We start from the raw sequence: 21,987 nt of genomic DNA, 5'->3' as shown, positions 1-21,987 counted from the left end.
CTCACTGATCGTTTCAGAATGAGTTGCGCCGCGGACTTGCGTTCTTCTGCGGCTGGCCACGGGAGCGCGACGCCGGAACGGGGCGCCGTACCGAAGCCGCGGCAGAGGCGAGTTCGGCGAGAGAGCGGGCCAGCCGAACGTCGGAGCTCGGGCCCGCTCACGGTCGACTTTAGAACCCTGCGAAGTGCCGTGGAGCGGGAAATTGGACGTCTGGCTCAATGGGGCCGAAGGCGTGCAAGCAGGCGACTCCATGGACCTCTGCGGTCCGGGCGCGGTCACGCGACCAGGACGACGGGCGCTGTGGGGAACCGGATGAGAGGAAGAGAACTCACCGACATGCTGAACGATGTGATCACTGGCTCGATCGCGGAGCTTCTGGGGGGCTGCGCCGTGGTCGTGGCTGTCGCCCTCGTTGCACGGGCCCGCGGTCGTCGTCGCGCCCGGCGCGGCACGGCACAGGGCGGAGACGGGGCTGCGACGCGGCCGGCGGCCCGCACATACACCCTGATCGGTACGCGTGCTCCGGACGGCCACCTGGTCCTGGTCGCCAGCAGCCGGCCTGCCGGCACCGTCATCACCTGGCAGGAACCGGCGAGCGACCGTCGGCAGCAGTTCGAACTGACGGACGCGGTCCTCTCCGACGGTACGTTCGCGGCGGAACCCCTCGACTGGTACCGCTGAGCTGTCTGGGAGCAGCTGCCTACTTCGAGGAGTAGCTGGAGGGCGTCGTGCGGTTGCCGACGATGCCTCCGACGACGGCCCGGTCCGCGGTAACTCCGCACGGCCGCCGAGTACGGCCCCGCACGCTCCCGCCGGTCGGAGGTGGCCCTTGGCATCGAGCTCGGAGGCGAGGTCGAGGAGTTGTCCGAAGGGGCGGTGGCGCTGCCGTGGCTGACTGTGTAAGGCAGCGACCGTACAAAAAAATGCTGCCGGTCGTTGTCGGAACCGTCCTCCTTGGTCTCTATGAGTCCCGGCTTCCTTGAACTGGAACGCGAGATGTCACCGATGAAACGAGAGCGGTTTTTGGCATCGCTCACGGCAGACATAAATTCCGGACGGAGAGTGGAAGTTGCTTTCGAAGCATGCCAACCTACACTCCGTACCGCTAGCAATTGCCGCCGGTAGCCAAGTTCTGAATCTTGGGGAGCTCTTGTCGAAGGTGTCGTTGTCAATCCGATTTTCCTGCCCCCTCCTATTCGCGCTCGGTGCACTGCAGGCCGTGTTGTCCCAAGCGCGCGGTGATTTCGGAGGCGTAGCGACTGGATTGTGTCTGTGCGTCTGTGCGGCCGGGTTGATCGGAGAGGATCTTCTGCAACGTGACTACCGTCGGGACCGAGTTGTCCTTGCCTACGTGGCCAGGCATCCGGGAGTCGCGGTCGGACAGGTGGCGCGCGCTCTCGAAAGTCCCGAGCGGATCACCGCTCGAAGCCTCGATCGACTCACGGAAGACGGCCTTCTCGTTTGTGTTGTGGAACACGAAGCGTCAGGCGGACGGACGTACCGCATTGCAGGCTGACGGCGCCCGAGCGTGACGAGGGGGTGCCGCAGTGGGCCGGAGTGCAGCGCAACATAGCCCATGATCGCCGATTAGCCTAACCGGCGATCGTCAGGATCATTCAGGTGTTCGCATTCGACTGTGCTTGGCGGTGGAGTCGTAGTGGACGCGGGCTGCTTAAGGCCCGTTCTCTTTCGCCCCCTCACAGGAAGCGCTCCATGCCTGCACGATCGCTGCTCGCTCCCTCAGCTGTGCCTGACCCCGCCAGCGCTGGCCGCGCCTGCTTTCTCAACGTAAAGGATGCCGCCGCGTACCTCGGCATATCACCGCACACCCTCTATGTCTGGCGGCATCGACGGCAGGGCCCGCCGAGCTTTCGCATGGGTCCTCGTGGGCGCGTCATGTATCGGCGGACAGCCCTCGACGCATGGATCCATGACCAGGAACGCGCGGACTCTCGCTCTAACCCCGCTTTGAACCCACTCAGCGCGGCTCCGCAGCGACGTCGGAACCCCGGTGCTTGACGCATCGAACGTTGTCGGGTGCGGTTCGTACCCTCTTGAAAGGAGACCTGTTTGGCCGGCTATATCGAGGATCGGTGGCTCAAGAAGAAGAAGGATCCGGTCACCGGGAGAAGGGAGAAGACCGCTCGCTACGGTAAAGGCAAGCGGTACAAGGTCGCTGGCATACCTGGGGTGCGAGACCGATCCTTTGATGTGCTGGAGGATGCCAAGGCGTGGCTTCGCCGCGCGGCCACGGACGAGGAGCGAGGCGAGTTCGTAGACCCGCGCGACGGGTCCATCATGCTGGCCGACTACATCGCGACGCACTGGGCACCAGGGCGAGGCGGTGCTCCGAAAACCCAGGACAGTCAGGAGCGTAGGTGGCGTCTCCATATCGTCCCGCACCTCGGCCAGCTTCCGCTCAGGAGCATCGCTGCAACGGATCTGCGCGCGTTCATAACCAAGCTGGAGTCGACAGTCTCGTCAGTCGACTACCAGCGCGGCATCCTGTCCGAGCTTTCCTCCATCCTGGAAGCGGCCGTCGACGACAAGCGCCTCGCGCGCAACCCTATTAGCTCGTAACACGATCATGAATCGTGTTTCTTGAGGCGTCTCCAGCAGATGAGGCTGCAGGCGAGGGAGACGAGCGCGTCGTGGAGTTCGGTGCGGCGTTCCCATCGGACGGCGAGGCGTTTGAACTGATGGAGCAGGGCGAAGGTCTGCTCCACGACGTAGCGGAGTTTGCCCATGCCCTTGATGTTCGGGGCTCCTTTGCGGGAGATGACGGGCAGGATCCGGCGTTTGCGCAGCTCTTCCCGGTTGGGGTTGGAGTCGTAGCCCTTGTCGCCGAGCAGGGCGTCCGGGCGTCTGCGGGGACGGCCGGGGCGGCCCGCCACTGGCGGGATGCCGTCGACCAGGGCGAGGGTCTGGGTGACGTCATTGACGTTCGCCGCGGTCGTGATGACCTTGAGCGGGGTGCCGCGTCCGTCGCAGATCAGGTGGTGCTTACTGCCCGTCTTCCGCCGGTCGACCGGCGACGGACCGGTGTCGGCTCCCCCTTTTTCGCGCGAATGTGAGAGCCGTCCACGCATGCCCTGGACCAGTCGAGCCGGCCGGCCGCGTTCAGCTCGGCGAGCAGGATTCGGTGCAGCTGGTCGAAGACCCCGGCCTGCTGCCACCGCTCCAGTCTTCGCCAGCAGGTCTGTCCCGAGCCGAACCCCAGCTCAGGTGGCAGGAGTTGCCAGGCAATGTCGTTGTGCAGGACGTACAGGATGCCCTGCAGGCACAACCGGTCTGCGACCGGCCGCGGCCCTGGCGACCTCGTCGGCCAGGGCGGCAGCAGCGGCTCGATCAGCGCCCACAAGTCGTCGTCCACGATCCACGGCCGAGTGCTCACGCACTCACGAACGGCCGAATCATCACACCGGTTACGCCCGACCAGGGCATCTCACCAAGATCCTGTTACGAGCTATATGCACGCGAAATCCGTGCGGTGGCCCAAGTCGCCACGGGAGCGGCGCGGTGCGTGGCCGATGGACACGGCACTGCGCGTCCGCGATGCCATCAGCGAGCGGAACAGGATCGCCGTCGTAGTCGGCCTGGGGTGCGGACTCCGCCAGGGGGAGGTCTTCGGGCTCAGTCCCGAGGACATCGACTATGGACGCGGACTGCTGCACGTTCGGCGCCAAGTACAGGCGATTCACGGAAGGCTGTACTTCGCCCTGCCGAAGGGGAAGAAGATCCGCACGGTGGATCTGCCCCCTTCGGTGGCCGAGGAACTCAAGCGTCACATCGAAGCGTTCCCGCCGGTAGAAGTGGAGCTGCCGTGGGGGAAGCCGGAGAGGGAGAGGAAGAAGTTCTCCCTACTGCTCACCACGCGCTTCGGCAACGCCGTCGCGGTGAACACATGGAACACCTACACCTGGAAACCCGCCTTGGCCAAGGCCGGCGTCATCCCGCCGCGTGCCGAGGGGTCGAAAGCCTGGCAGTGGGCGGCGGCCCCGAAGGACGGCTTCCATGTGCTTCGGCACACCTACGCCTCGATCATGTTGGAAGCCGGAGAGTCCGTCGTGACCCTGGCTCGGTGGCTCGGACACTCCTCGCCTGCGATCACTCTCGGTTACTATGCTCACTTCATGCCGGAGGCCGGCAGCAAGGGGCGCGGCACCATCGACGGTCTGCTTGGGGAGCGCGGGGGATCAGCTTGCTAGCCGAAACTCCCCAGATTCTCCCCAGCGCTGTTGACCCGTGTTCCCGACCGCTGCGCTCCGGAGAAGCCTTCCGTGGATTGCAAGGCTGAAAAGATTGGTGGCCTGGGAAAGTGCTGGAAGAGGTCGTCGCGACCCGCTATATCACGCCCTTGCGTGAGGGCGGCTCGCTCCCCGGGATCGTCGAGGCCGACGATCTCGGTACGTACGTCATGAAATTCACCGGAGCCGGCCAGGGCCGCAAGACCCTGGTCGCCGAGGTCATCTGCGGCCGCCTGGCCCAGCGGCTGGGCCTGCGGGTCCCGCGGCTGGTCCAGATGCAGCTCGACCCCGTCATCGGGCTCGGCGAGCCCGACCAGGAGGTGCAGGAGCTGCTCAAGGCCAGCGGCGGGCTGAACCTCGGCATGGACTACCTGCCCGGGTCGATCGGCTTCGATCCGCTCGCGTACCAGGTGGACCCGGTCGAGGCGGGGCGCGTGATCTGGTTCGACGCCCTGATCAACAACGTCGACCGGTCCTGGCGCAACCCCAACATGCTGGTCTGGCACGGGGACCTGTGGCTCATCGACCACGGCGCCACCATGATCTGGCACCACAACTGGCCCACCGCCCAGGCCGCCTCCGCCAAGCCCTACAACGCCTCCGACCACGTCTTGGCCCCCTCCGGCCCCGACATCGCGGCGGCCGCGGCCGCGCTCGCGCCCCTGGTCACCGAGGAGCTGCTCACCGAGGTCGCGTCCGACGTGCCCGACGAGTGGCTGGTGGACGAGCCCGGCTTCGACTCCACCGACGCGCTGCGCCGCGCCTACGTCGAGGCGCTGCTGCCGCGCGCGGCCACGATCCACGAGAGGATCTCGATGGAGGCCGAGGTGAAGCCGCGGTCCGGGCCGCCCGGCTGGCTCGCCGAGCGCCTCGCCCCTCAGCCCCACCGGAAGAAGAGCGACAGCGAGTGATCAAGCGGGACGTTTTCGAGTACGCGCTGGTGCGTGTGGTGCCCAGGATGGAACGCGGGGAGTGTTTCAACGCCGGGGTGATCGTCTACTGCCGGGCGCATTCCTATGTCGCCGCGCGCACCCACCTCGACGAGGCGAAGCTCCTCGCGCTGGATCCGCGGGCGGACGTGGCCGGGGTGCGGGCCGCGCTGCGCGGGGTCGAGGGGGTGTGCGGGGGCGGCGCCGCGGCGGGGCAGGCGGCCGGGGACGACGCCGGGCGCCGCTTCCGCTGGCTGATCGCGCCGCGCAGCACGGTGGTGCAGCCGGGGCCGGTGCACACCGGCCTGACGGCCGACCCCGCCGCCGAGGTCGAGCGGCTGCTGGAGCTGCTGGTCCGCTGACCGGGGCCGGAGCGGCCCCCGCCGCCTCGACCGGTGGCGGGGGCCGCATCGGGATCGGCTGGGCCCGGTGGGCGTTGACACCGGGTGCCAGGGCTCCTAGCGTCTCCTCAGCTGAGCTACTAAGCGGTTGCTCACCTCTGGGCGGCCGTTTCTCAAGGGCGAGGAGATCCAGCATGTCCACCACCGAGCAGCGCGTCGCGATCGTGACCGGGGCGGCCCGGGGCATCGGCGCGGCCACCGCCGTACGCCTGGCCGCCGAGGGCCGGGCCGTCGCCGTACTCGACCTCGACGAGGCGGCCTGCAAGGACACCGTGGAGACGATCACGGCGGCCGGCGGCAAGGCCCTCGCGGTCGGCTGCGACGTCTCCGACGGCGCGCAGGTGGAGGCGGCCGTAGCGCGCGTCGCCGGCGAGCTCGGCGCCCCGACCATCCTGGTCAACAACGCCGGCGTGCTGCGCGACAACCTGCTCTTCAAGATGAGCGAGACCGACTGGGACACGGTCATGAACGTGCACCTGCGCGGCGCCTTCCTGATGGCGAAGGCCTGCCAGAAGTACATGGTGGAGGCCAAGTTCGGCCGGATCGTGAACCTCTCCAGCAGCTCGGCGCTCGGCAACCGCGGTCAGGTCAACTACTCCGCGGCCAAGGCCGGTCTGCAGGGCTTCACCAAGACCCTGGCCATCGAGCTCGGCAAGTTCGGCGTCACCGCCAACGCCGTCGCCCCCGGCTTCATCGTCACCGAGATGACCGCCCAGACGGCCGCCCGCGTCGGCATGGGCTTCGAGGAATTCCAGGCGGCGGCCGCCACCCAGATCCCCGTCCAGCGCGTCGGCCGCCCCGACGACATCGCCAACGCCATCGCCTTCTTCACGGGCGAGGCCGCCGGCTTCGTCTCCGGCCAGGTCATGTACGTGGCCGGCGGCCCGCTCAACTGACGAGCTCACGAGAGGCAGGGCGCACACCATGACGACGTACGACGGCAACGACAGCGGCAAGGTCGCACTGATCACCGGAGCCAGCCGCGGCATCGGCTACGGCATCGCCGAGGCGCTGGTCGCCCGCGGCGACCGGTTGTGCATCACCGGGCGCAACGAGGACACCCTCAAGGAGGCCGTGGAGCGCCTCGGCGCCGACCGGGTGATCGGGGTGGCGGGCAAGGCGCACGACGAGGCCCACCAGGCCCTCGCCGTCGAGCGCACCATGGAGGCTTTCGGCCGCGTGGACTTCCTGGTCAACAACGCGGGCACCAATCCGGTCTTCGGCCCCATCGCGGACCTGGACCTCGGGGTCGCACGCAAGGTCTTCGAGACGAACGTGATCTCGGCGCTCGGCTTCGCGCAGCGGACCTGGCACGCCTGGCAGAAGGAGAACGGCGGGGCGATCGTGAACATCGCCTCGATCGCCGGAGTATCCGCCTCGCCCTTCATCGGCGCGTACGGGATGAGCAAGGCCGCCATGGTCAACCTCACCCTCCAGCTCGCGCACGAGATGGCGCCCGGGGTCCGGGTCAACGCGATCGCCCCGGCGGTGGTCAAGACCAAGTTCGCGCAGGCGCTCTACGAGGGTCGGGAGCAGGAGGCCGCGGCCGCCTATCCGCTCGGCCGGCTCGGGCTCCCGGAGGACATCGGGGGTGCGGCCGCATTTCTTACATCTGCACAAGCGGAATGGATCACAGGGCAAACTCTGGTCGTTGACGGAGGTATGTTCCTCAATGCCGGAGTGCACTGACCGATAATCGGATACATTGGCCCTCGAAAGAGAGTCAAATGCGTACCTAATGTGCACGGAACCGGTCAAGTGCCCCACGAAACCTGCCCATTGGATTCGTGGGGCACTGCGGTAGGGTCTGCCGCACCCCTGGCTGATCGAGGAGCGTGCACGTGTTCAACCGGACCAGATGCCTGCAGGTCACTGCGGCCCTTGCGTCCATATCCCTGCTCGCCGGTTGCGGCCTGCTCTCGGACGACAGTGCCGCCGACACGAAGCCGATCGTCGTCGGCACCACGAGCGCGCCCAGCACCCTCGACCCCGCAGCGGCATGGGACGGCTCCTGGGAGCTGTACCGGAACGTCTACCAGACCCTGCTGGCCTTCCCCACGGGCGCCACCAAGCCCCAGCCGGACGCCGCCCAGAACTGCGAGTTCACGGACGCGCAGAACGAGTCCTACCGGTGCACCCTGCGCAAGGACCTGAAGTTCTCCAACGGGGAGCCGCTCGACGCCAAGGCCGTCAAGCACTCCCTGGACCGGATCCGGACCATCGGATCCAAGGTCGGCCCCAAGGACCTCTTCGGCTCCCTCGACAAGATCGAGACGCCCGACGCGCTGACCGTCGTCTTCCACCTGAAGACCCCCGACGCCACCTTCCCCCTCGTCCTCGGCTCGCCGGCCGCCTCGCTGGTCGCGCCCAAGGACTACCCGGCCGACAAGGTGCGGGAGGACGGCAAGGTCACCGGATCCGGCCCGTACGTGCTCGACTCGTACAAGGAGGGCAGCGAGGCCGTCCTCGGCCGCAACGGGAGCTACACGGGCTTCGCCAAGCGCCAGAACAACGCGGTGACCATCCGCTACTACACCGACTCGGCGAAGATGGTCTCCGACCTGAAGTCCAAGGGGATCGACGCGATCTACCGAGGCCTCGCGGCCTCCGAGATCAGGGCGCTCCAGGGGCCCGACGGGGCCTCGCACGGCGTGCAGGTCGTCGGGAACGTCGGCGCCGAGATCCGCTACCTGGTCTTCAACCCCAAGGACCCGGCGGTCGCCAAGCTCCCCGTCCGCCAGGCCATCGCCCAGGTCATCGACCGCGGGGCGCTGGTCTCCAAGGTCTACCAGGGCACCGCCGAGCCGCTGTACTCGATGGTTCCCAAGGGCGTCGTCGGGCACAAGACGCCCTTCTACGACAAGTACGGGCACGCGGACGTCGACGAGGCCAAGAAGATCCTCAAGGCGGCCGGGATCAACCAGCCGGTCGAGCTGACCTTCTGGTACACCACCGACCGGTACGGCTCCTCCACCGCCGAGGAGTTCACCGAGATCAAGCGCCAGCTGGACGAGAGCGGGCTCTTCAAGATCACCCTGCGCAGCCAGCCCTGGAAGGCCTTCCAGGAGGGCTACAAGGGCCAGGAGTACCCCGTCTTCGGCCGAGGCTGGTTCCCCGACTTCCCGGACCCGGACAACTTCATCGCGCCGTTCGTCGGCAATGAGAACGCGGTCGGCACCCCCTACCTGCCGAACGAGATCCTGACCGACCTGCTGCCCAAGACCCGCCGCGAGGGCGACCGGGCGGCCGGCGTGCACGAGTTCGAGCGGGCCCAGCAGATCTTCGCCGAGGACGTCCGCCTGCTCCCCCTGTGGCAGGGCAAGCTCTACGTCGCCGCGCGGGACGACATCGCGGGCGCCGAGCGGGCGCTGGACCCGCAGACCGCGATGCAGATGTGGGAGTTCTACCGCAAGACCAGCTGGTAGCGGTGGCGGCGGTACGGGCGGCTGAGGCGTTGTCAGTGGCCCCCGGTAGGTTCAGGAGCAGTTGCACGAACTTGTACCGGAGGTTGTCGCCGTGACCCAGATGCTGCCCGAGTCCTGGCTCCCCGTCCTCGGCGGGGAGCTGGACCAGCCCTACTTCAGGGAACTCGCCGAGTTCGTCGAGAAGGAACGGGCGAACGGGCCGGTCTACCCGCCCCGCGAGCAGGTCTTCGCGGCCCTGGAGGCCACCCCCTTCGACCAGGTGAAGGTCCTGGTCCTGGGCCAGGACCCGTACCACGGCGCCGGCCAGGGGCACGGCCTGTGCTTCTCCGTGCGGCCCGGGATCAAGACCCCGCCCTCGCTGCGCAACATCTACAAGGAGATGAAGGAGGAGCTCGGCCTCCCGGTCCCGGACAACGGGTACCTGATGCCGTGGGCCCGCCAGGGCGTCCTGCTGCTCAACGCGGTGCTCACCGTCCGTGAGGCCGAGCCCAACTCGCACAAGGGCAAGGGCTGGGAGAAGTTCACCGACGCGGTGATCCGCGCCGTGTCCGAGCGCCCCGATCCGGCCGTGTTCGTGCTCTGGGGCGCCTACGCCCAGAAGAAGATCCCGCTCATCGACGAGGAGCGGCACGTGATCGTCAAGGGGGCCCACCCCTCCCCGCTCTCGGCCAAGAAGTTCTTCGGCTCCCGGCCCTTCACCCAGATCAACGAGGCCATCGCCGCGCAGGGGCATGAGCCGATCGACTGGCGGATCCCGGACCTGGGCTGACCGCACCCCGCGCCTCGGCGCCATTGCCGGTGCCTCCGGCTAGCTTCTGAGGACCAGACCGGAGCAGGTCTGGCTGGACGAGCCGGAGGCCGCGGTGAGGGAGCAGCAGGAGGCGTCGGAGGACGCCGTCATGACCAGGATCGGCCAGGCGGTCATCCTGCTGCACGCCGGAGACCGTGAGGAGGCCCGCAACCGGCTCGGTGCGATCTGGTCCGAGATCGGCGAGGAGGGCGACCGCCTCCACCGGTGCACGCTCGCGCACTACATGGCCGACGCGCAGGACGACCCCGCCGAGGAGCTGGCCTGGGACCTGCGGGCCCTGACCGCCGCCGAGGCGCTGCGGGACGGACCGCCGGCCTCCCGGGAGCAGGATCCGGCGATGCGGGCCTTCTACCCGTCCCTGCACCTCAGCCTGGCCGCCGACTACGTGAAGCTCCACCGGCCGGACGCGGCCCGGGCCCACCTGGCGCGGGCCCGCGCCGCCACCGGCGCACTGTCCGACGACGGCTACGGGAACGGCGTACGGGCGGCCATCGCCCGCCTTGAGCGCCGGCTCGCCACGGAACCGGGCACCGGGCCCCGGCCGTTCCCGGAGCAGTCGCTCTGACGACAGGCCCTTGGGCCCGTCCCGTGGATCAGTCCCCCTGCACTCCCGCGCAGATGCGGGCCTCCGGGCTGTCCGGCTGCCAGCGGCCGTGCCGGCGGCCCAGCGCGCACACGTCGGCGGGCCGGACCGGCAGCTCCTTCATCAGCTCGCGCTCCTTCCTCGCGTCGGAGCGCGGCTGGTGGCGGCGGCCGTCGCCCTCACGGCCCGAGGCCCCTTCGGCGGGCCTGCGCGGCTCAGGGATGTCCGGGACCGGCGGCGGCGCCTGCACGGGGCCGCCGGAGGCACCCTGCGGGGGCCGCTCGGCGGGCCGGCGGGCGGGGGAGGGGGCCGCGGGCCGCGCGGGCTGCTCCGGGACCGCCTTCAGCGCCTCCAGGGCGGGCGCCTGGACCACCACGGGGGCGCCCCCCGGCCCGCCGCGCGGCTCGTGGTGCGGCGGCAGCCCGGCGGCAGGGGCCCCCACCGGCTGCCCGGCGGCGGGGCCGGGGCTCACGTTCACGCAGCCGGAGAGGGCCGAGACGACACAGGCGACTCCGAGCAGCAGCTTCGTGGTGGTTCGGGTTGGGTGCACCCGCGCAACTCTGCTCCGTGAGGACCGCGTTGTGAAAATCCGGAGCCCATATTCACCCCGCACGGGTGACGGCTAATCGCCGGTCGCACCGTCTATCCGCTCGCGCAGCAGGTCCGCGTGGCCGTTGTGCCGCGCATACTCCTCGATCATGTGGGTGTAGACCCACCGCAGGCTGAACACCTCGCCGCGGTGGTGGCTGTCGGCGTCCGACACCAGGTCCAGCGGACGGCCCGCGGCGGCCTGGCGCGCCAGCTCGACCTCGGTCTGCCACACCTGCTCGGCCTCCGCCCAGGTGGCCCCGTCGCCGAAGTGGAAGTCGCCGTCCACGTCCTCGCTCGTGGAGTACAGCTCGGGCAGGTCCTCGCCGAGCATGATCTCCCGGAACCAGTACCGCTCCACCTCGGCCATGTGCCGTACGAGGCCCATCAGGCTCAGCTCGGACGGCGCGAGCGGCGTGCGGCGCAGCTGCTCGTCGGCGAGCCCCTCGCACTTCCAGGCGAGGGTGGCGCGGTGGTAGTCGAGCCAGCCGTCCAGCATGTCCCGCTCGCCGGCGGTGGTGGAGGGCTCATCGCGATGTGTTCCGGAACTCGTGGTGGTCATGACCGCCATCCTCAGCGAACAAGGCCCCCACCACCAGGGATTAAGCTGCGAGCGTCCCACAAGGAACGAACCAGGAGGCTCCCGGTGAAGGTCGGCTGCATCGGACTCGGCGACATCGCGCAGAAGGCGTACCTGCCCGTCCTCACCACCCGCCCGGAAGCCGAGCTGCACCTGCAGACCCGGACCCCGGCCACCCTGGAGCGGGTCGGCGCGATCCACCACCTCCCGGCCGGCCGGCTGCACGCGGATCTCGACTCGCTGCTCGCCGAAGGGCTCGACGCGGCGTTCGTCCACGCCCCGACGGCCTCCCATCCCGAGATCGTCACGCGGCTGCTGGAGGCCGGCGTGCCGACGTACGTGGACAAGCCGCTCGCCTACGAGCTCGAGGACTCCGTGCGGCTGGTGGAGCTGGCCGAGGAGCGCGGCGTCTCGCTCGCCGTCGGCTTCAACCGCCGCCACGCGCCCGGCTACACGCAGTGCGCGGACCACCCCCGCGACCTGATCGTCATGCAGAAGAACCGCGTCGGGCTGCCCGAGGACCCCCGCACGCTGGTGCTGGACGACTTCATCCACGTCGTCGACACCCTGCGCTTCCTGCTGCCGGGCGAGGCCGACCACATCGACGTCCGGGCCGTGGTGCGCGAGGGGCTCATGCACCAGGTGGTGCTCCAGATGTCAGGAGAGGGCTTCACCGCGCTCGGCATCATGAACCGGCTGTCCGGCTCCACCGAGGAGATCCTGGAAGTCTCCGGGCAGGACACCAAGCGGCAGGTCGTCAACCTGGCGGAGGTCATCGACCACAAGGGCCAGCCGACCGTGCGACGCCGCGGGGACTGGGTGCCGGTCGCCCGGCAGCGCGGCATCGAGCAGGTGGTGGACGCCTTCCTGGAGGCCGTGGAGACCGGCAGGACGCTCAGCGCGCGCGACGCGCTGCTGACCCACGAGCTGTGCGAGCGGGTGGTCCGCTCGGCTCTGGGGCGGGCCTCCTGAGCGAACGGAGGCCTTCCACGGCGCAGTAGGCCGCCAGCGCGGCGAGGGCCGCGGCCACCGGCCAGTCGCCGTGGCGGACGTAGGGGGTCGTGCCGCCCGCGAGCGGGACCTCGTACACCCGTGCCGTGCTCGCCGAGGTCGGCAGGGCCGGCCCGATCCGCTCCCCGGAGGGCCCGTGCACCGCGCTGACGCCCGTCAGCGTGGCGTGCACCATCGGGCGGCCGGTCTCGGCCGCCCGCAGCGCGGCCAGTGAGGCGTGCTGTCCCGGGGCCCAGCTGTCCTGGAAGCTGGAGGTCGCCGACTGGGCGACGAGGAGAACGGCCCCGTCGCGGGCCAGGTGCCGGCTCATGTCGGGGAAGGCCGACTCGAAGCAGACCAGCGGGCCGAGGCGGACCCCCGGCAGGCCGTCCGGCCGGGCGGGCAGGTCCATCACCACCGGGGCGTCACCCGCGACGCGGTCCTCGCCGGCCGCCTTGCCGACCGAGGTGGCCCACCCCAGCAGGGCCCGGGCCGGTACGTACTCGCCGAAGGGGACCAGCCGCATCTTGTCGTACCGGTCCCCGGTGAGGCCGTTGGGGCCCACGAGCACCGCGCTCTTGCGGATGCCGGGGCCGTCCGCCCCGCGTGCGTCCACGTTGACCAGCAGCGGAGCCCCGACCTGCGCGGACAGCGCGGCCAGCCGTCCGGCCAGGTCCGGGCGGGCGGTGAGGTCGCCGCCGACGCTGCTCTCGCCCCACACCACCAGGTCGACCGGCTGCCCGGCCAGGCCCCTGGTGAGCCGCTCGCCGGCGGCGAACCGCTGCTCCACGCTGTCCGGGCCGTCCGGCACCACCCCCGGCTGCACGACGGCCACCCGCAGTCGGTCCGACGTCTGGGGGCCCGGTACCCACAGCCACACCACGCCGATCAGCACCGCGCACCCCGTCACCCCGGCCACCGCCGGGATCCGGGCCCGGGGCGCCGCGATCAGCAGCACCAGCGCGCTGTTCACCGCCACCACCAGGAGGCTCAGCAGCCACACCCCGCCCACCGAGGCCAGCCGCAGCGCGGGCGGCACCTGCCACTGGCTGGCCCCCAGCAGCCCCCACGGCCCGCCCAGCCCCTGCCAGGACCGGACCACCTCCGACAGCAGCCATCCCGCCGGTACGAGGACCAGCGCGGCCGCCGCCCGGCCCGCCGCCGGCTTCCCGCCCAGCAGCTCCCGCACCAGCAGGGCCCAGGGAATCCACAGCAGGCCGAGCAGGGCGGCCAGCGGAACCAGGAACACGTGCAGGCTCGGCAGCAGCCAGTGGTGGACCGCCACGATGAATCCCGCCCCGCCGAGCCAGCCCTCCAGCACGGCCCGCCGCCCGGTGGGAGCCGACCTCAGCAGCAGCATCCAGGGCACGAGGGCCGCGTACGCGAACCACCACAGCGCGGGCGCCGGGAAGGCGAGGGCAGGCAGCGCCCCCGCGGCGACGGCGGCCGGCGCGCGCCACCGCGGGAACCACCCAGCCCGGATCGGGACCATGGCGCGCCTCCGCTTCCAGTGTGGCAGTGCCGGACGACCGCGCCCGGCCGGGATCAGGCGGAGAGGTGCCGCCACTTCTCGTGCACGGTGACGCGCGTGAGCCGCCAGCCGTCGTAGGTGCGCGCCAGCGCGAAGGCGTAGCGCCCGGCGGCGACGAAGTTCGGCGCGGTGACCGTCCCGTCGAACTCGTCCCCGGCGAGCCGCATCGGATTGAGGAAGTCCGCCCGCACCTCGGCCCGGTCGCCCGGGGAGCCGTCGAGGACCTCCAGCCGTGTCAGCCGGTTGACGATCAGGTGCTGGCGCACGGGGAAGAGCCTCATGGTCTGCGCGAGCCAGTCGGCCACCTCCCCGGCCGGACCCTCGATCCCGCCCGCCGAGCTGTAGTCCGCCCGCCCGGACGGGGTGAACAGGGCGCGGTAGGCCGCCCAGTCGCCGTCGTCGACGGCCACCGCGTACCCCGAGACCACCTCGTCGATCGCCAGCCGGTCCATGACCGTGGCGAGGTCCACACGCTGTGTCATCGGGCAAGTGTGGGGCTGCGGCGGCGCGAGGCCAAGGGGCGTGCGCCGCCCCGATCCTCCCGCGGCCCCCTCAGTGACGGGAATACGCCTCCCGCTGCCGGACCACGACCAGGAACGCGTCGCTGTCCAGATCCATCACCACCTCGGCCGGCACGCCCTCGCGCATCCGCTGCGCCGCGTACTCCTCGGCGGGCCAGCTTCCCCGCGGACTTCCGGCCGGAAAACGCTCCAGAACCACCCGACGCATGGGGCACCCCCTGCTTCTCGCCTTCAGGTCTCTTCCGGGACAACGACGCGGAGGCCGCCCGGGAACGTTCCCGGGCGGCCTCCGGTTCATGCGAAGCGGTGAGCGCAGTCCCCCTACTGGCCGGACTCGCCGGCGTGGGGGCTCAGCACGTCCGTGCCCACCAGCACGAACAGGGCGATGCCCAGCAGGATCCGGTAGATCACGAAGGGCATGAAGCTCTTGGTGGAAATGAACTTCATGAACCAGGCGATGACCGCGTAGCCGACGAAGAAGGCGATGACCGTCGCGAAGATCGTCGGACCCCACGAGATGTGGCCCGGGTTCTCCGCCACCTCCTTCAACTCGAACGCGCCCGAGGCCAGCACGGCCGGGATCGCGAGGAGGAAGGAGTAACGGGCCGCCGCCTCACGGGTGAAGCCCAGCAGCAGACCGCCGGAGATCGTCGCGCCGGAGCGGGAGACGCCCGGAATCAGGGCCATCGCCTGGCAGAGACCGAAGATGAGGCCGTCCTTGACACCCAGTTCGCTGAGGGTCTTGCGCTCGCGGATGGCGCGGTGCCGGCCGCCCTCCTCGTCGCGGGCCGCCAGCCGGTCGGCGATGCCCAGCACGATGCCCATCACGATGAGGGTGGTGGCGATCAGGCGCAGGTCGCGGAACGGGCCCTCGATCTGGTCCTTGAAGGTGACGCCGAGGACACCGATCGGAATCGAGCCGACGATGACCAGCCAGCCCATCTTGGCGTCCTGCTCGGAGCGCAGCGACTTGGTGTACAGCGACCGGGTCCAGGTGGAGACGATCCGTGCGATGTCCTTGCGGAAGTAGATCAGTACGGCGGCTTCGGTGCCGATCTGCGTGATGGCGGTGAAGGCCGCTCCCGGATCGTGCCAGCCGGCGAAAGCCGCGGTCAGCCGCAGGTGCGCGCTGGAGGAGATCGGGAGGAACTCCGTAAGCCCCTGGACGAGACCGAGGATTAGGGATTCGAACCAGCTCATGTCGGGGTGCGCTCGTCCTTGTGATCGTCGGGCAGTTCGGGTCCGATGCTAGGGCCCGTGCGAGGCGCCGGTGACCACAGGGGGGTGCTCGGGCGCCGGTTCACGCACCGCCGCGGGCATCCGGGCCGGTGCCAGACGGTGCCGCTTGCGCCACGCGACCACCGCGGCGGCCACCACCGAGACCACGATGAAGCCGAAGGAGACGAGGAACGCGGGCGAACCGGGGGAGGAGGCACTGGCCCCCGCGATCACGTACGCCGTGGTGTTCGGGACGACTCCCAGCGCCGTGGCGCACAGGAACGGCACCCACCCGCAGCGGGACACCGCGGCGCAGTAGTTGGCCACCACGAACGGCACCCCGGGGAAGAGCCGGACGGCGAGCATCGAGCGGAACCCGTGCCGGCTGAGCTGGCCGTCGGCCGCCTGGAGCCAGCGGCCGCGCAGGTACGGGCGCAGTGCCTCCTGGCCCATGACCCGGCCCAGGCCGAAGGCGATCCCGGCGCCGAGCACGGTGCCGCCGACCGCCGCGAGGAGGCCGAACTGCGTGCCGAAAACGGCTCCCGCGGCCAGGTTGAGCAGGGGGCGGGGCACGAAGGCCGCCGCGCACACCCCGTACCCGGCGGCGAACAGCGCCACGGCCGTGCCCACCGGCAGCCCCGGGGGCCAGCCCTCCGACAGCACGCGCTGGGGCTCGTACAGCAGCACGCACACGCCCGCCGCCAGCAGCAGCACGACGAGCAGCGACAGCCGGGTCCACGGTGCGAGGAGGAGGGGCACCCCGGGAGACTAACCGACCCGTACGGCGGCCCGCCGTAATCTGGGCCTCATGCCGACGAACGACAGGCGGACTCCGAGCGTGCCGCGCAGCACCCTCGCGGACACCCTCCTGGAGCGGCTGACCGGCACGTATCCGGCCGCGGCCGACGCCGCGCGGGCCCGGGCCATGACCGCCTACATGAAGGACGCCGCGCCCTTCCTCGGCATCCCCGCCCCGCTGCGCCGCGAGCTGTCGAGGACAGTGACCAAGGACACGCCCCGGCCGTCGGAGTCCGACTGCACGGCGCTCGCGCTGCGCTGCTGGGAGCTGCCGGAGCGCGAGTACCACTACTTCGCGGTGGACTACCTGCGCCGGTACGTCGCCCGCTGCTCCTCCGGCCTGCTGCCGGTGGCCCGGCACCTGGTCACCACCGTCCCGTGGTGGGACACGGTCGATCTGCTGGCCGCGCACACGGTCGGGCCGCTGGTGAGAGCCGACCCGGCGCTGGCCGCGGTGATGGACGAGTGGATCGGCGACGAGGACCTCTGGCTCGCCCGCACCGCCCTGCTCCACCAACTCCGCCACAAGTCCGCCACCGACACCGGCCGGCTCTTCGGCTACTGCCGCGCTCAGGCCGGCCACCCTGACTTCTTCATCCGCAAGGCCATCGGCTGGTGCCTGCGGGAGTACGCGAAGACGGACCCGGACGCGGTGCGCGCGTTCGTCGAGGCCGAACGGGGCTCCCTGTCGCCGCTGTCCGTGCGCGAGGCACTCAAGGGCCTGTGAGCGCGAGGGCGTTCACGCGCCCGTGCCCGGGCGGTAATTCATTCGACGGCCCCGGGGCCGTCCGGCAGGATCAGGGGCATGTCCCGGTACGCCTTCTCCGTCGCACCGTCCGCAGTCGCGGACGCGCCGAAGGCTGCCGTCCTCGCAGAGGCATTCCCCTTCGCCGCATTCGACGGCGCACGAAGCTGACCCTTCCCGGATCGTCCGGCGGACCCCGCAGGGGGAGGGTCGGCTCGACTCAGGGGTCCCGTTCCGGCTTCGAAGAAACGGGAAGACACCATGGCCAAGACGGCCTTCGTGCGGACCAAGCCGCACCTCAACATCGGCACCATGGGTCACGTCGACCACGGCAAGACCACCCTCACCGCCGCCATCACCAAGGTCCTCGCCGAGCGCGGGGGCGCCTCCTTCGTGCCCTTCGACCGCATCGACCGGGCCCCCGAGGAGGCCCGGCGGGGGATCACCATCAACCTCACGCACGTCGAGTACGAGACGGACACCCGCCACTACGCCCACGTGGACATGCCCGGCCACGCGGACTACATCAAGAACATGGTCACCGGCGCCGCGCAGCTCGACGGGGCGATCCTCGTCGTCTCCGCACTCGACGGGGTCATGCCCCAGACCGCCGAGCACGTGCTCCTCGCCCGGCAGGTCGGCGTCGACCACATCGTGGTGGCGCTCAACAAGGCCGACGCCGGGGACCCCGAGCTGACCGACCTGGTCGAGCTGGAGGTCCGCGAGCTGCTCGGCTCGCACGGCTACGGCGGCGACAGCGCGCCCGTCGTACGGGTCTCCGGGCTCCGGGCCCTCGAGGGCGACCCGCGGTGGACCGGGGCGATCCAGGCGCTGCTGGACGCGGTGGACACCTACGTGCCCACGCCCCAGCGGTACACGGACGCGCCGTTCCTGCTGCCGGTGGAGAACGTGCTCACGATCACCGGCCGGGGCACGGTCGTCACCGGCGCCGTCGAGCGCGGCACCATCCGCCTCGGCGACCGCGTCAGCATGCTGGGCGGGGACGGCGCCGCCGAGACCGTCGTGGTCACGGGGCTGGAGACCTTCGGCAAGCCGATGGAGTCCGCGGAGGCGGGCGACAACGTCGCGCTGCTGCTGCGCGGGGTGCACCGCGACCAGGTGCGCCGCGGCGACGTGGTGGCCGCGCCCGGCAGCGTGACGCCCCAGCGGCGTTTCACCGCGCAGGTCTACGTGCTCTCCGCCCGCGAGGGCGGCCGCAGCACCCCGGTCGCCACCGGATACCGGCCGCAGTTCTACGTCCGCACCGCCGACGTGGTCGGAGACGTGAACCTGGGCGAGGCGGGCGTGGCCAGGCCGGGGGAGACGGTCACCATGACCGTCGAACTCGGGCGGGACGTCCCGCTGGAGTCGGGGCTCGGCTTCGCGATCCGCGAGGGCGGGCGGACCGTCGGCGCGGGGACGGTGACGGCCGTGCTGGGCTGATCCGGCCCGCACGCCCGCCGGACCCGACCCCGCCGTGGTGACGGCAGTCCGCTTGCGCGACACTGCCGTCACCACAGGCATGCGCGGAGGGGCGGGCGGACATGGGCGGCGAAACGGCACTGGTGCTCGGCGGCGGGGGACTGACCGGCGTCGGCTGGGAGAGCGGCATGCTCTACGGGCTCGCCCGCGCGGGCGTGGACCTCACCACCGCCGACCTCGTCGTCGGCACCTCGGCCGGGTCGGTGGTCGGCGCCCAGCTCCGCTCCGGGCTGCTCACCCCGCAGGAGCTGTACGAACGCCAGCTCGGCGACGCCGCCGGGGAGATCGCGGCGAAGCTGGGCACGGGCGTCATCGCCCGGTACGCCCTGGCGATGGCGCGCTCCCGCACCGACGCGACCGCCTACCGCCGCCGGGTCGGCGCCATGGCCCTGGCCGCGGACACCGGCCCCGAGGCGGAGCGCCGCAAGGTGCTGGCGGCCCGGCTGGTCTCGCACGAGTGGCCCGAGCGGCGGCTCGTGGTCACCGCGGTGGACGCGCTCAGCGGGGAGCTCGAGGCCTTCGACCGGGAGAGCGGCGGCGGGCTGGTCGACGCGGTCGCGGCGAGCTGCGCCGTGCCCGGGGTGTGGCCCCCGGTGACCGTCGGCGGCCGCCGCTTCATCGACGGCGGGATCCGCTCCGCCACCAACGCCGATCTCGCGGCCGGCTACGCCCGCGTGGTGATCATCGCCCCGATCTCGCTGGGCTCCGGGCTCGTCCCCTCGCCCGCCGCGCAGGCCGCGAAGCTCCGGGCGGCGGGGGCCAAGGTGTTGCTGATCACCCCGTCGGCCGCCGCCCGCAAGGCCTTCGGCCGCAACGTCCTGGACCCGGCCCGGCGGGACCCGGCCGCGCGGGCCGGGCTCGCGCAGGCCGCCGAGCACGCCGCCGAGGCGGCCGCCGTCTGGGCGGCCTGACAATGGTGCGGTGAGCGACGAGCAGATCCCGGTGATCCGGGACGTGGACCAGGGCACCGCCAAGCTGATGCCGGACGTGGACCGGGAGCGGGCCTGGCTGCTGACCGTCGACGGGGCGCCGCAGTCGTACGTGGACCTCGACGATCCGGAGCACCTGGAGTTCGAGTACGTACGCCGCCTCGCGCACGCCCTGGACTGCGCGGCCGAGCCGGGGCTCGCGCTGGACCTCCTGCACCTGGGCGGCGGCGCCCTGACCCTGCCCCGCTACGCCGCCGCGACGCGGGCGGGGTCCCGGCAGACGGTGGTGGAGTTCGACGCGGGCCTGGTGGAACTGGTCGCCGAGCAGCTGCCCCTGGCAGCGGGGTCGGGCGTCACGGTGCACGCCGCCGACGCCCGGGACTGGCTGGCGGCGGCGCCCGCCGCGAGCGCGGACGTCCTCGTGGCCGATGTGTTCGGCGGCTCGCGGGTGCCGGCGCAGCTGACGTCGGTGGAGTACGCGCGGGAGGCGGCGCGGGTGCTGCGGCCCGGCGGGGTGTATGCGGCGAACTTGGCCGACGGGGCGCCCTTCGGCTTCCTGCGGGCGCAGCTGGCCAATTTCGGCGCCGCGTTCGCGGAGCTCGCGCTGATCGCGGAGCCGTCCGTGTTGAGGGGGCGGCGGTTCGGGAACGCGGTGCTCCTGGCGTCCGACGCCCCGCTGGAGGTGGGGGCGCTGGCCCGGCGGTGCGCGGCGGACGCGTTTCCCGCCAGGGTGGAGTACGGGGACGCGCTGGCGCGGTTCATGCGGGGGGCCGTGCCCGTGGGCGACGCGGACGCGGCCCCTTCGCCGGCTCCGCCGGAGGGTGCGTTCAGCCTGGGGTGAGCGGCAGGTGCGTCGCCGCCTCCCGGGGCTCCGGCCGCGGCTCCCGTGCCTCGGACTCGTCCGCGCCGGGTCCGTGGGGGGCCGCGGATTTACGTCGCGTCATGTGGCGGACGTCCGGGATCAGCAGGACCAGGGCGGTCGCCAGGACCACCAGCGCCGCGCAGCCCCACAGGGCCTCGGTGCGGCCGAAGGCGGCCTCCACCGGGGCGGCGAGGGCGGTGGCCAGCGGCAGCATGGACACCGAGCCGAACCAGTCGTAGGCGGAGACCCGGGAGAACTTCTCCTCCGGGATCTCCTGGTGCATCGTCGTCATCCAGTTCACGCCGAAGACCTCGATGGCCAGGCCGCTGATCAGCATCACCGCGCACAGGCCCCACACGGGGAGCGGCACGGCCAGGCCCGCCGACGGCAGGGCGAGGGGGAACACGCACAGGGTGCCCACCAGCAGCAGCCGGCGCGGCTTCCAGACGATCATCAGGACGGCGCCCGCGATGGTGCCCACGCCGAAGAACGCCAGGGCCAGTCCCCAGGGCGCCGGCCCGCCCAGCTGGTCCCGGGCTACGAGCGGACCGTAGACCGCCTCCGCGGCGCCGACCACGGCGACCACGACGGAGAACTGGAGCACGATGCTCCACAGCCAGGGGCGGGTCTTGAACTCCACCCAGCCCTCGCGCAGGTCGGCCAGGAGGCCGCCGCCGGGCGTGCGGTCGGGGACGTGGCTGACGTCGAGGAAGGCCCGCAGGGCGCCCGCGACGGCGAAGGCGGCCGCGTCCACGGCCAGGACCCAGCCCGGCCCGATCGCGGCGATCATCGCCCCGCCGAGGGCCGCGCCGCCGATGCCCGCGCCGTTCATCGCCATGCGGAAGAGCGCGAAGGCGCGGTTGGCGTGCTCGCCGGAGACGGTGGACAGGAGCATGCCCTCGGCCGCCGGGTTGAAGAAGGCCGTACCGGTGCCGCACAGCGCGGTCAGCAGCATCATCTGCCACAGCTGAGGGTCGCCGGCGAGGACGAGCAGGGCGAAGGCGGCCTGGGAGACGCAGTTCAGGGCGTTGGCCGCGACCATCACGCGGTGGCGCGGCAGGCGGTCGGCGAGCGCGCCGCCGATGAGCAGGAACAGGACGAGCGGGACGGTGCGGGCCGCCGCGACCAGGCTCAGGTCGGCGACCGATCCGCCGGACTCCAGCACCGCGAAGGCGGCGGCGATGAGCGCTCCGTGGCTGCCGAGGTTCGTCACGACCGCGGCACCCGTCAGCAGGGTGTAGTTGCGGCCGGCCCAGGCGGGCCGGCGGCTGTGCGCGGGCGTGCGGGGCGTGCGGGACGGGGCGGCGGGGGGAGAACTCACCCACGGACTATCCCCGCCCCGGGCCG

At 71.3% G+C, this 21,987-nt stretch carries 26 protein-coding genes; 16 read left to right on the top strand and 10 right to left on the bottom strand.

The annotated features are described in order from the left end of the window. The first annotated feature begins 312 nt into the window (after positions 1 to 312). The gene (locus BGK67_RS07380) at positions 313 to 681 is read left to right on the top strand and encodes a hypothetical protein (RefSeq protein WP_141754018.1); all 369 of its coding nucleotides are present in this window, start codon (positions 313 to 315) and stop codon (positions 679 to 681) included. Positions 682 to 1,192: 511 nt separating this feature from the next. Here the strand turns inward: BGK67_RS07380 and BGK67_RS38760 are convergent. Then, the gene (locus tag BGK67_RS38760) at positions 1,193 to 1,477 is read right to left on the bottom strand and encodes a hypothetical protein (RefSeq protein ID WP_069919155.1); all 285 of its coding nucleotides are present in this window, start codon (positions 1,475 to 1,477) and stop codon (positions 1,193 to 1,195) included. 236 nt (positions 1,478 to 1,713) lie between these two features. Between BGK67_RS38760 and BGK67_RS36045 the strand changes: the two genes are divergently transcribed. Both BGK67_RS36045 and BGK67_RS07370 read left to right on the top strand, forming a co-directional pair. After that, entirely contained in the window at positions 1,714 to 2,019 is a 306-nt protein-coding gene (locus BGK67_RS36045) for a helix-turn-helix transcriptional regulator (protein WP_079154064.1), read from the top strand. Positions 2,020 to 2,070: 51 nt separating this feature from the next. Continuing rightward, on the top strand, positions 2,071 to 2,580 hold the full coding sequence (locus tag BGK67_RS07370; protein WP_069919154.1) for a hypothetical protein: 510 nt from the start codon (positions 2,071 to 2,073) through the stop codon (positions 2,578 to 2,580). A gap of 5 nt (positions 2,581 to 2,585) precedes the next feature. On the opposite strand, the gene BGK67_RS36040 is transcribed toward BGK67_RS07370, so the two are convergent. Beyond that, positions 2,586 to 3,394 (bottom strand): IS5 family transposase gene (locus tag BGK67_RS36040; RefSeq protein WP_432215423.1). Its coding sequence is split into 2 segments (ribosomal slippage): positions 2,586 to 3,059 and positions 3,062 to 3,394, totalling 807 coding nucleotides; the frame shifts between segments, so codons are not numbered across the junction. Positions 3,395 to 3,530: 136 nt separating this feature from the next. On the opposite strand from BGK67_RS36040, the gene BGK67_RS07360 reads away from it, so the two are divergent. The 8 genes from BGK67_RS07360 (at position 3,531) to BGK67_RS07325 (ending at position 10,378) form a co-directional block, all read left to right on the top strand. Next, entirely contained in the window at positions 3,531 to 4,208 is a 678-nt protein-coding gene (locus BGK67_RS07360) for a site-specific integrase (protein WP_244291165.1), read from the top strand. Between the two features lie 113 nt (positions 4,209 to 4,321). Continuing rightward, positions 4,322 to 5,158 carry a HipA family kinase gene (locus tag BGK67_RS07355; protein ID WP_069923692.1) on the top strand — a complete coding sequence of 279 codons (837 nt, stop codon included), beginning with the start codon at positions 4,322 to 4,324 and terminating at the stop codon, positions 5,156 to 5,158. Next, a complete protein-coding gene (locus BGK67_RS07350; RefSeq protein WP_069919153.1) occupies positions 5,155 to 5,538 on the top strand; it encodes a DUF3037 domain-containing protein in 384 nt (127 codons plus the stop codon). Before BGK67_RS07355 ends, BGK67_RS07350 begins: the two co-directional genes overlap by 4 nt. 173 nt (positions 5,539 to 5,711) lie before the next feature. Next, positions 5,712 to 6,473, top strand: coding sequence for a 3-oxoacyl-ACP reductase FabG (gene fabG / locus BGK67_RS07345; RefSeq protein ID WP_069919152.1), 762 nt, complete (start codon positions 5,712 to 5,714; stop codon positions 6,471 to 6,473). 28 nt (positions 6,474 to 6,501) lie between these two features. Then, positions 6,502 to 7,266: an SDR family oxidoreductase gene (locus tag BGK67_RS07340; RefSeq protein WP_069919151.1), complete on the top strand. Its 765-nt coding sequence runs from the start codon at positions 6,502 to 6,504 to the stop codon at positions 7,264 to 7,266. A 152-nt stretch (positions 7,267 to 7,418) separates the two neighbouring features. Beyond that, entirely contained in the window at positions 7,419 to 9,002 is a 1,584-nt protein-coding gene (locus BGK67_RS07335; RefSeq protein ID WP_069919150.1) for an ABC transporter substrate-binding protein, read from the top strand. A 100-nt stretch (positions 9,003 to 9,102) separates the two neighbouring features. Continuing rightward, on the top strand, positions 9,103 to 9,771 hold the full coding sequence (locus tag BGK67_RS07330; RefSeq protein WP_069923691.1) for a uracil-DNA glycosylase: 669 nt from the start codon (positions 9,103 to 9,105) through the stop codon (positions 9,769 to 9,771). Positions 9,772 to 9,865: 94 nt separating this feature from the next. Next, positions 9,866 to 10,378, top strand: a complete 513-nt coding sequence (locus tag BGK67_RS07325) for a hypothetical protein (RefSeq protein ID WP_069919149.1) — start codon at positions 9,866 to 9,868, stop codon at positions 10,376 to 10,378. Positions 10,379 to 10,406: 28 nt separating this feature from the next. On the opposite strand, the gene BGK67_RS38755 is transcribed toward BGK67_RS07325, so the two are convergent. Next, on the bottom strand, positions 10,407 to 10,946 hold the full coding sequence (locus BGK67_RS38755) for a hypothetical protein (protein WP_069919148.1): 540 nt from the start codon (positions 10,944 to 10,946) through the stop codon (positions 10,407 to 10,409). Between the two features lie 72 nt (positions 10,947 to 11,018). Beyond that, entirely contained in the window at positions 11,019 to 11,546 is a 528-nt protein-coding gene (locus tag BGK67_RS07315; RefSeq protein WP_069919147.1) for a DinB family protein, read from the bottom strand. Positions 11,547 to 11,630: 84 nt separating this feature from the next. Here BGK67_RS07315 and BGK67_RS07310 point away from each other — a divergent pair, with 84 nt between their 5' ends. After that, positions 11,631 to 12,536 carry a Gfo/Idh/MocA family protein gene (locus BGK67_RS07310; RefSeq protein ID WP_069919146.1) on the top strand — a complete coding sequence of 302 codons (906 nt, stop codon included), beginning with the start codon at positions 11,631 to 11,633 and terminating at the stop codon, positions 12,534 to 12,536. Here BGK67_RS07310 and lnt read toward each other — a convergent pair. The 5 genes from lnt to BGK67_RS07290 form a co-directional block, all read right to left on the bottom strand. Beyond that, positions 12,460 to 14,046: an apolipoprotein N-acyltransferase gene (lnt, locus tag BGK67_RS07305; RefSeq protein WP_069919145.1), complete on the bottom strand. Its 1,587-nt coding sequence runs from the start codon at positions 14,044 to 14,046 to the stop codon at positions 12,460 to 12,462. The two genes, BGK67_RS07310 and lnt, sit on opposite strands and share 77 nt — an antisense overlap. 53 nt (positions 14,047 to 14,099) lie before the next feature. After that, on the bottom strand, positions 14,100 to 14,567 hold the full coding sequence (locus tag BGK67_RS07300) for a nuclear transport factor 2 family protein (RefSeq protein ID WP_079154063.1): 468 nt from the start codon (positions 14,565 to 14,567) through the stop codon (positions 14,100 to 14,102). Between the two features lie 70 nt (positions 14,568 to 14,637). Then, positions 14,638 to 14,814: a hypothetical protein gene (locus BGK67_RS38750; RefSeq protein ID WP_167739553.1), complete on the bottom strand. Its 177-nt coding sequence runs from the start codon at positions 14,812 to 14,814 to the stop codon at positions 14,638 to 14,640. 113 nt (positions 14,815 to 14,927) lie between these two features. Further along, on the bottom strand, positions 14,928 to 15,806 hold the full coding sequence (locus tag BGK67_RS07295; protein WP_069919143.1) for an undecaprenyl-diphosphate phosphatase: 879 nt from the start codon (positions 15,804 to 15,806) through the stop codon (positions 14,928 to 14,930). A 48-nt stretch (positions 15,807 to 15,854) separates the two neighbouring features. Next, positions 15,855 to 16,583, bottom strand: coding sequence for a TVP38/TMEM64 family protein (locus tag BGK67_RS07290; RefSeq protein ID WP_069919142.1), 729 nt, complete (start codon positions 16,581 to 16,583; stop codon positions 15,855 to 15,857). 49 nt (positions 16,584 to 16,632) lie between these two features. Between BGK67_RS07290 and BGK67_RS07285 the strand changes: the two genes are divergently transcribed. The 4 genes from BGK67_RS07285 (at position 16,633) to BGK67_RS07270 (ending at position 20,619) form a co-directional block, all read left to right on the top strand. Then, positions 16,633 to 17,349: a DNA alkylation repair protein gene (locus BGK67_RS07285; protein ID WP_069919141.1), complete on the top strand. Its 717-nt coding sequence runs from the start codon at positions 16,633 to 16,635 to the stop codon at positions 17,347 to 17,349. Positions 17,350 to 17,628: 279 nt separating this feature from the next. Then, positions 17,629 to 18,810 carry an elongation factor Tu gene (gene tuf / locus BGK67_RS07280; RefSeq protein ID WP_069919140.1) on the top strand — a complete coding sequence of 394 codons (1,182 nt, stop codon included), beginning with the start codon at positions 17,629 to 17,631 and terminating at the stop codon, positions 18,808 to 18,810. Between the two features lie 101 nt (positions 18,811 to 18,911). Continuing rightward, positions 18,912 to 19,760 (top strand): patatin-like phospholipase family protein, encoded by an 849-nt coding sequence (locus BGK67_RS07275; RefSeq protein ID WP_069919139.1) that lies wholly within the window; start codon positions 18,912 to 18,914, stop codon positions 19,758 to 19,760. A gap of 67 nt (positions 19,761 to 19,827) precedes the next feature. Further along, positions 19,828 to 20,619, top strand: a complete 792-nt coding sequence (locus BGK67_RS07270) for a spermidine synthase (protein ID WP_208948784.1) — start codon at positions 19,828 to 19,830, stop codon at positions 20,617 to 20,619. Here BGK67_RS07270 and BGK67_RS07265 read toward each other — a convergent pair. Further along, a complete protein-coding gene (locus tag BGK67_RS07265; RefSeq protein ID WP_069919137.1) occupies positions 20,606 to 21,961 on the bottom strand; it encodes an MFS transporter in 1,356 nt (451 codons plus the stop codon). The genes BGK67_RS07270 and BGK67_RS07265 overlap by 14 nt on opposite strands. Positions 21,962 to 21,987 lie beyond the last annotated feature (26 nt).

The sequence above is a fragment of the Streptomyces subrutilus genome (genome assembly GCF_001746425.1).
Classification (GTDB): domain Bacteria; phylum Actinomycetota; class Actinomycetes; order Streptomycetales; family Streptomycetaceae; genus Streptomyces; species Streptomyces subrutilus_A.
Note: the sequence above shows the minus strand (reverse complement) of the source record. Positions and strands in the feature narration are given on the sequence as shown.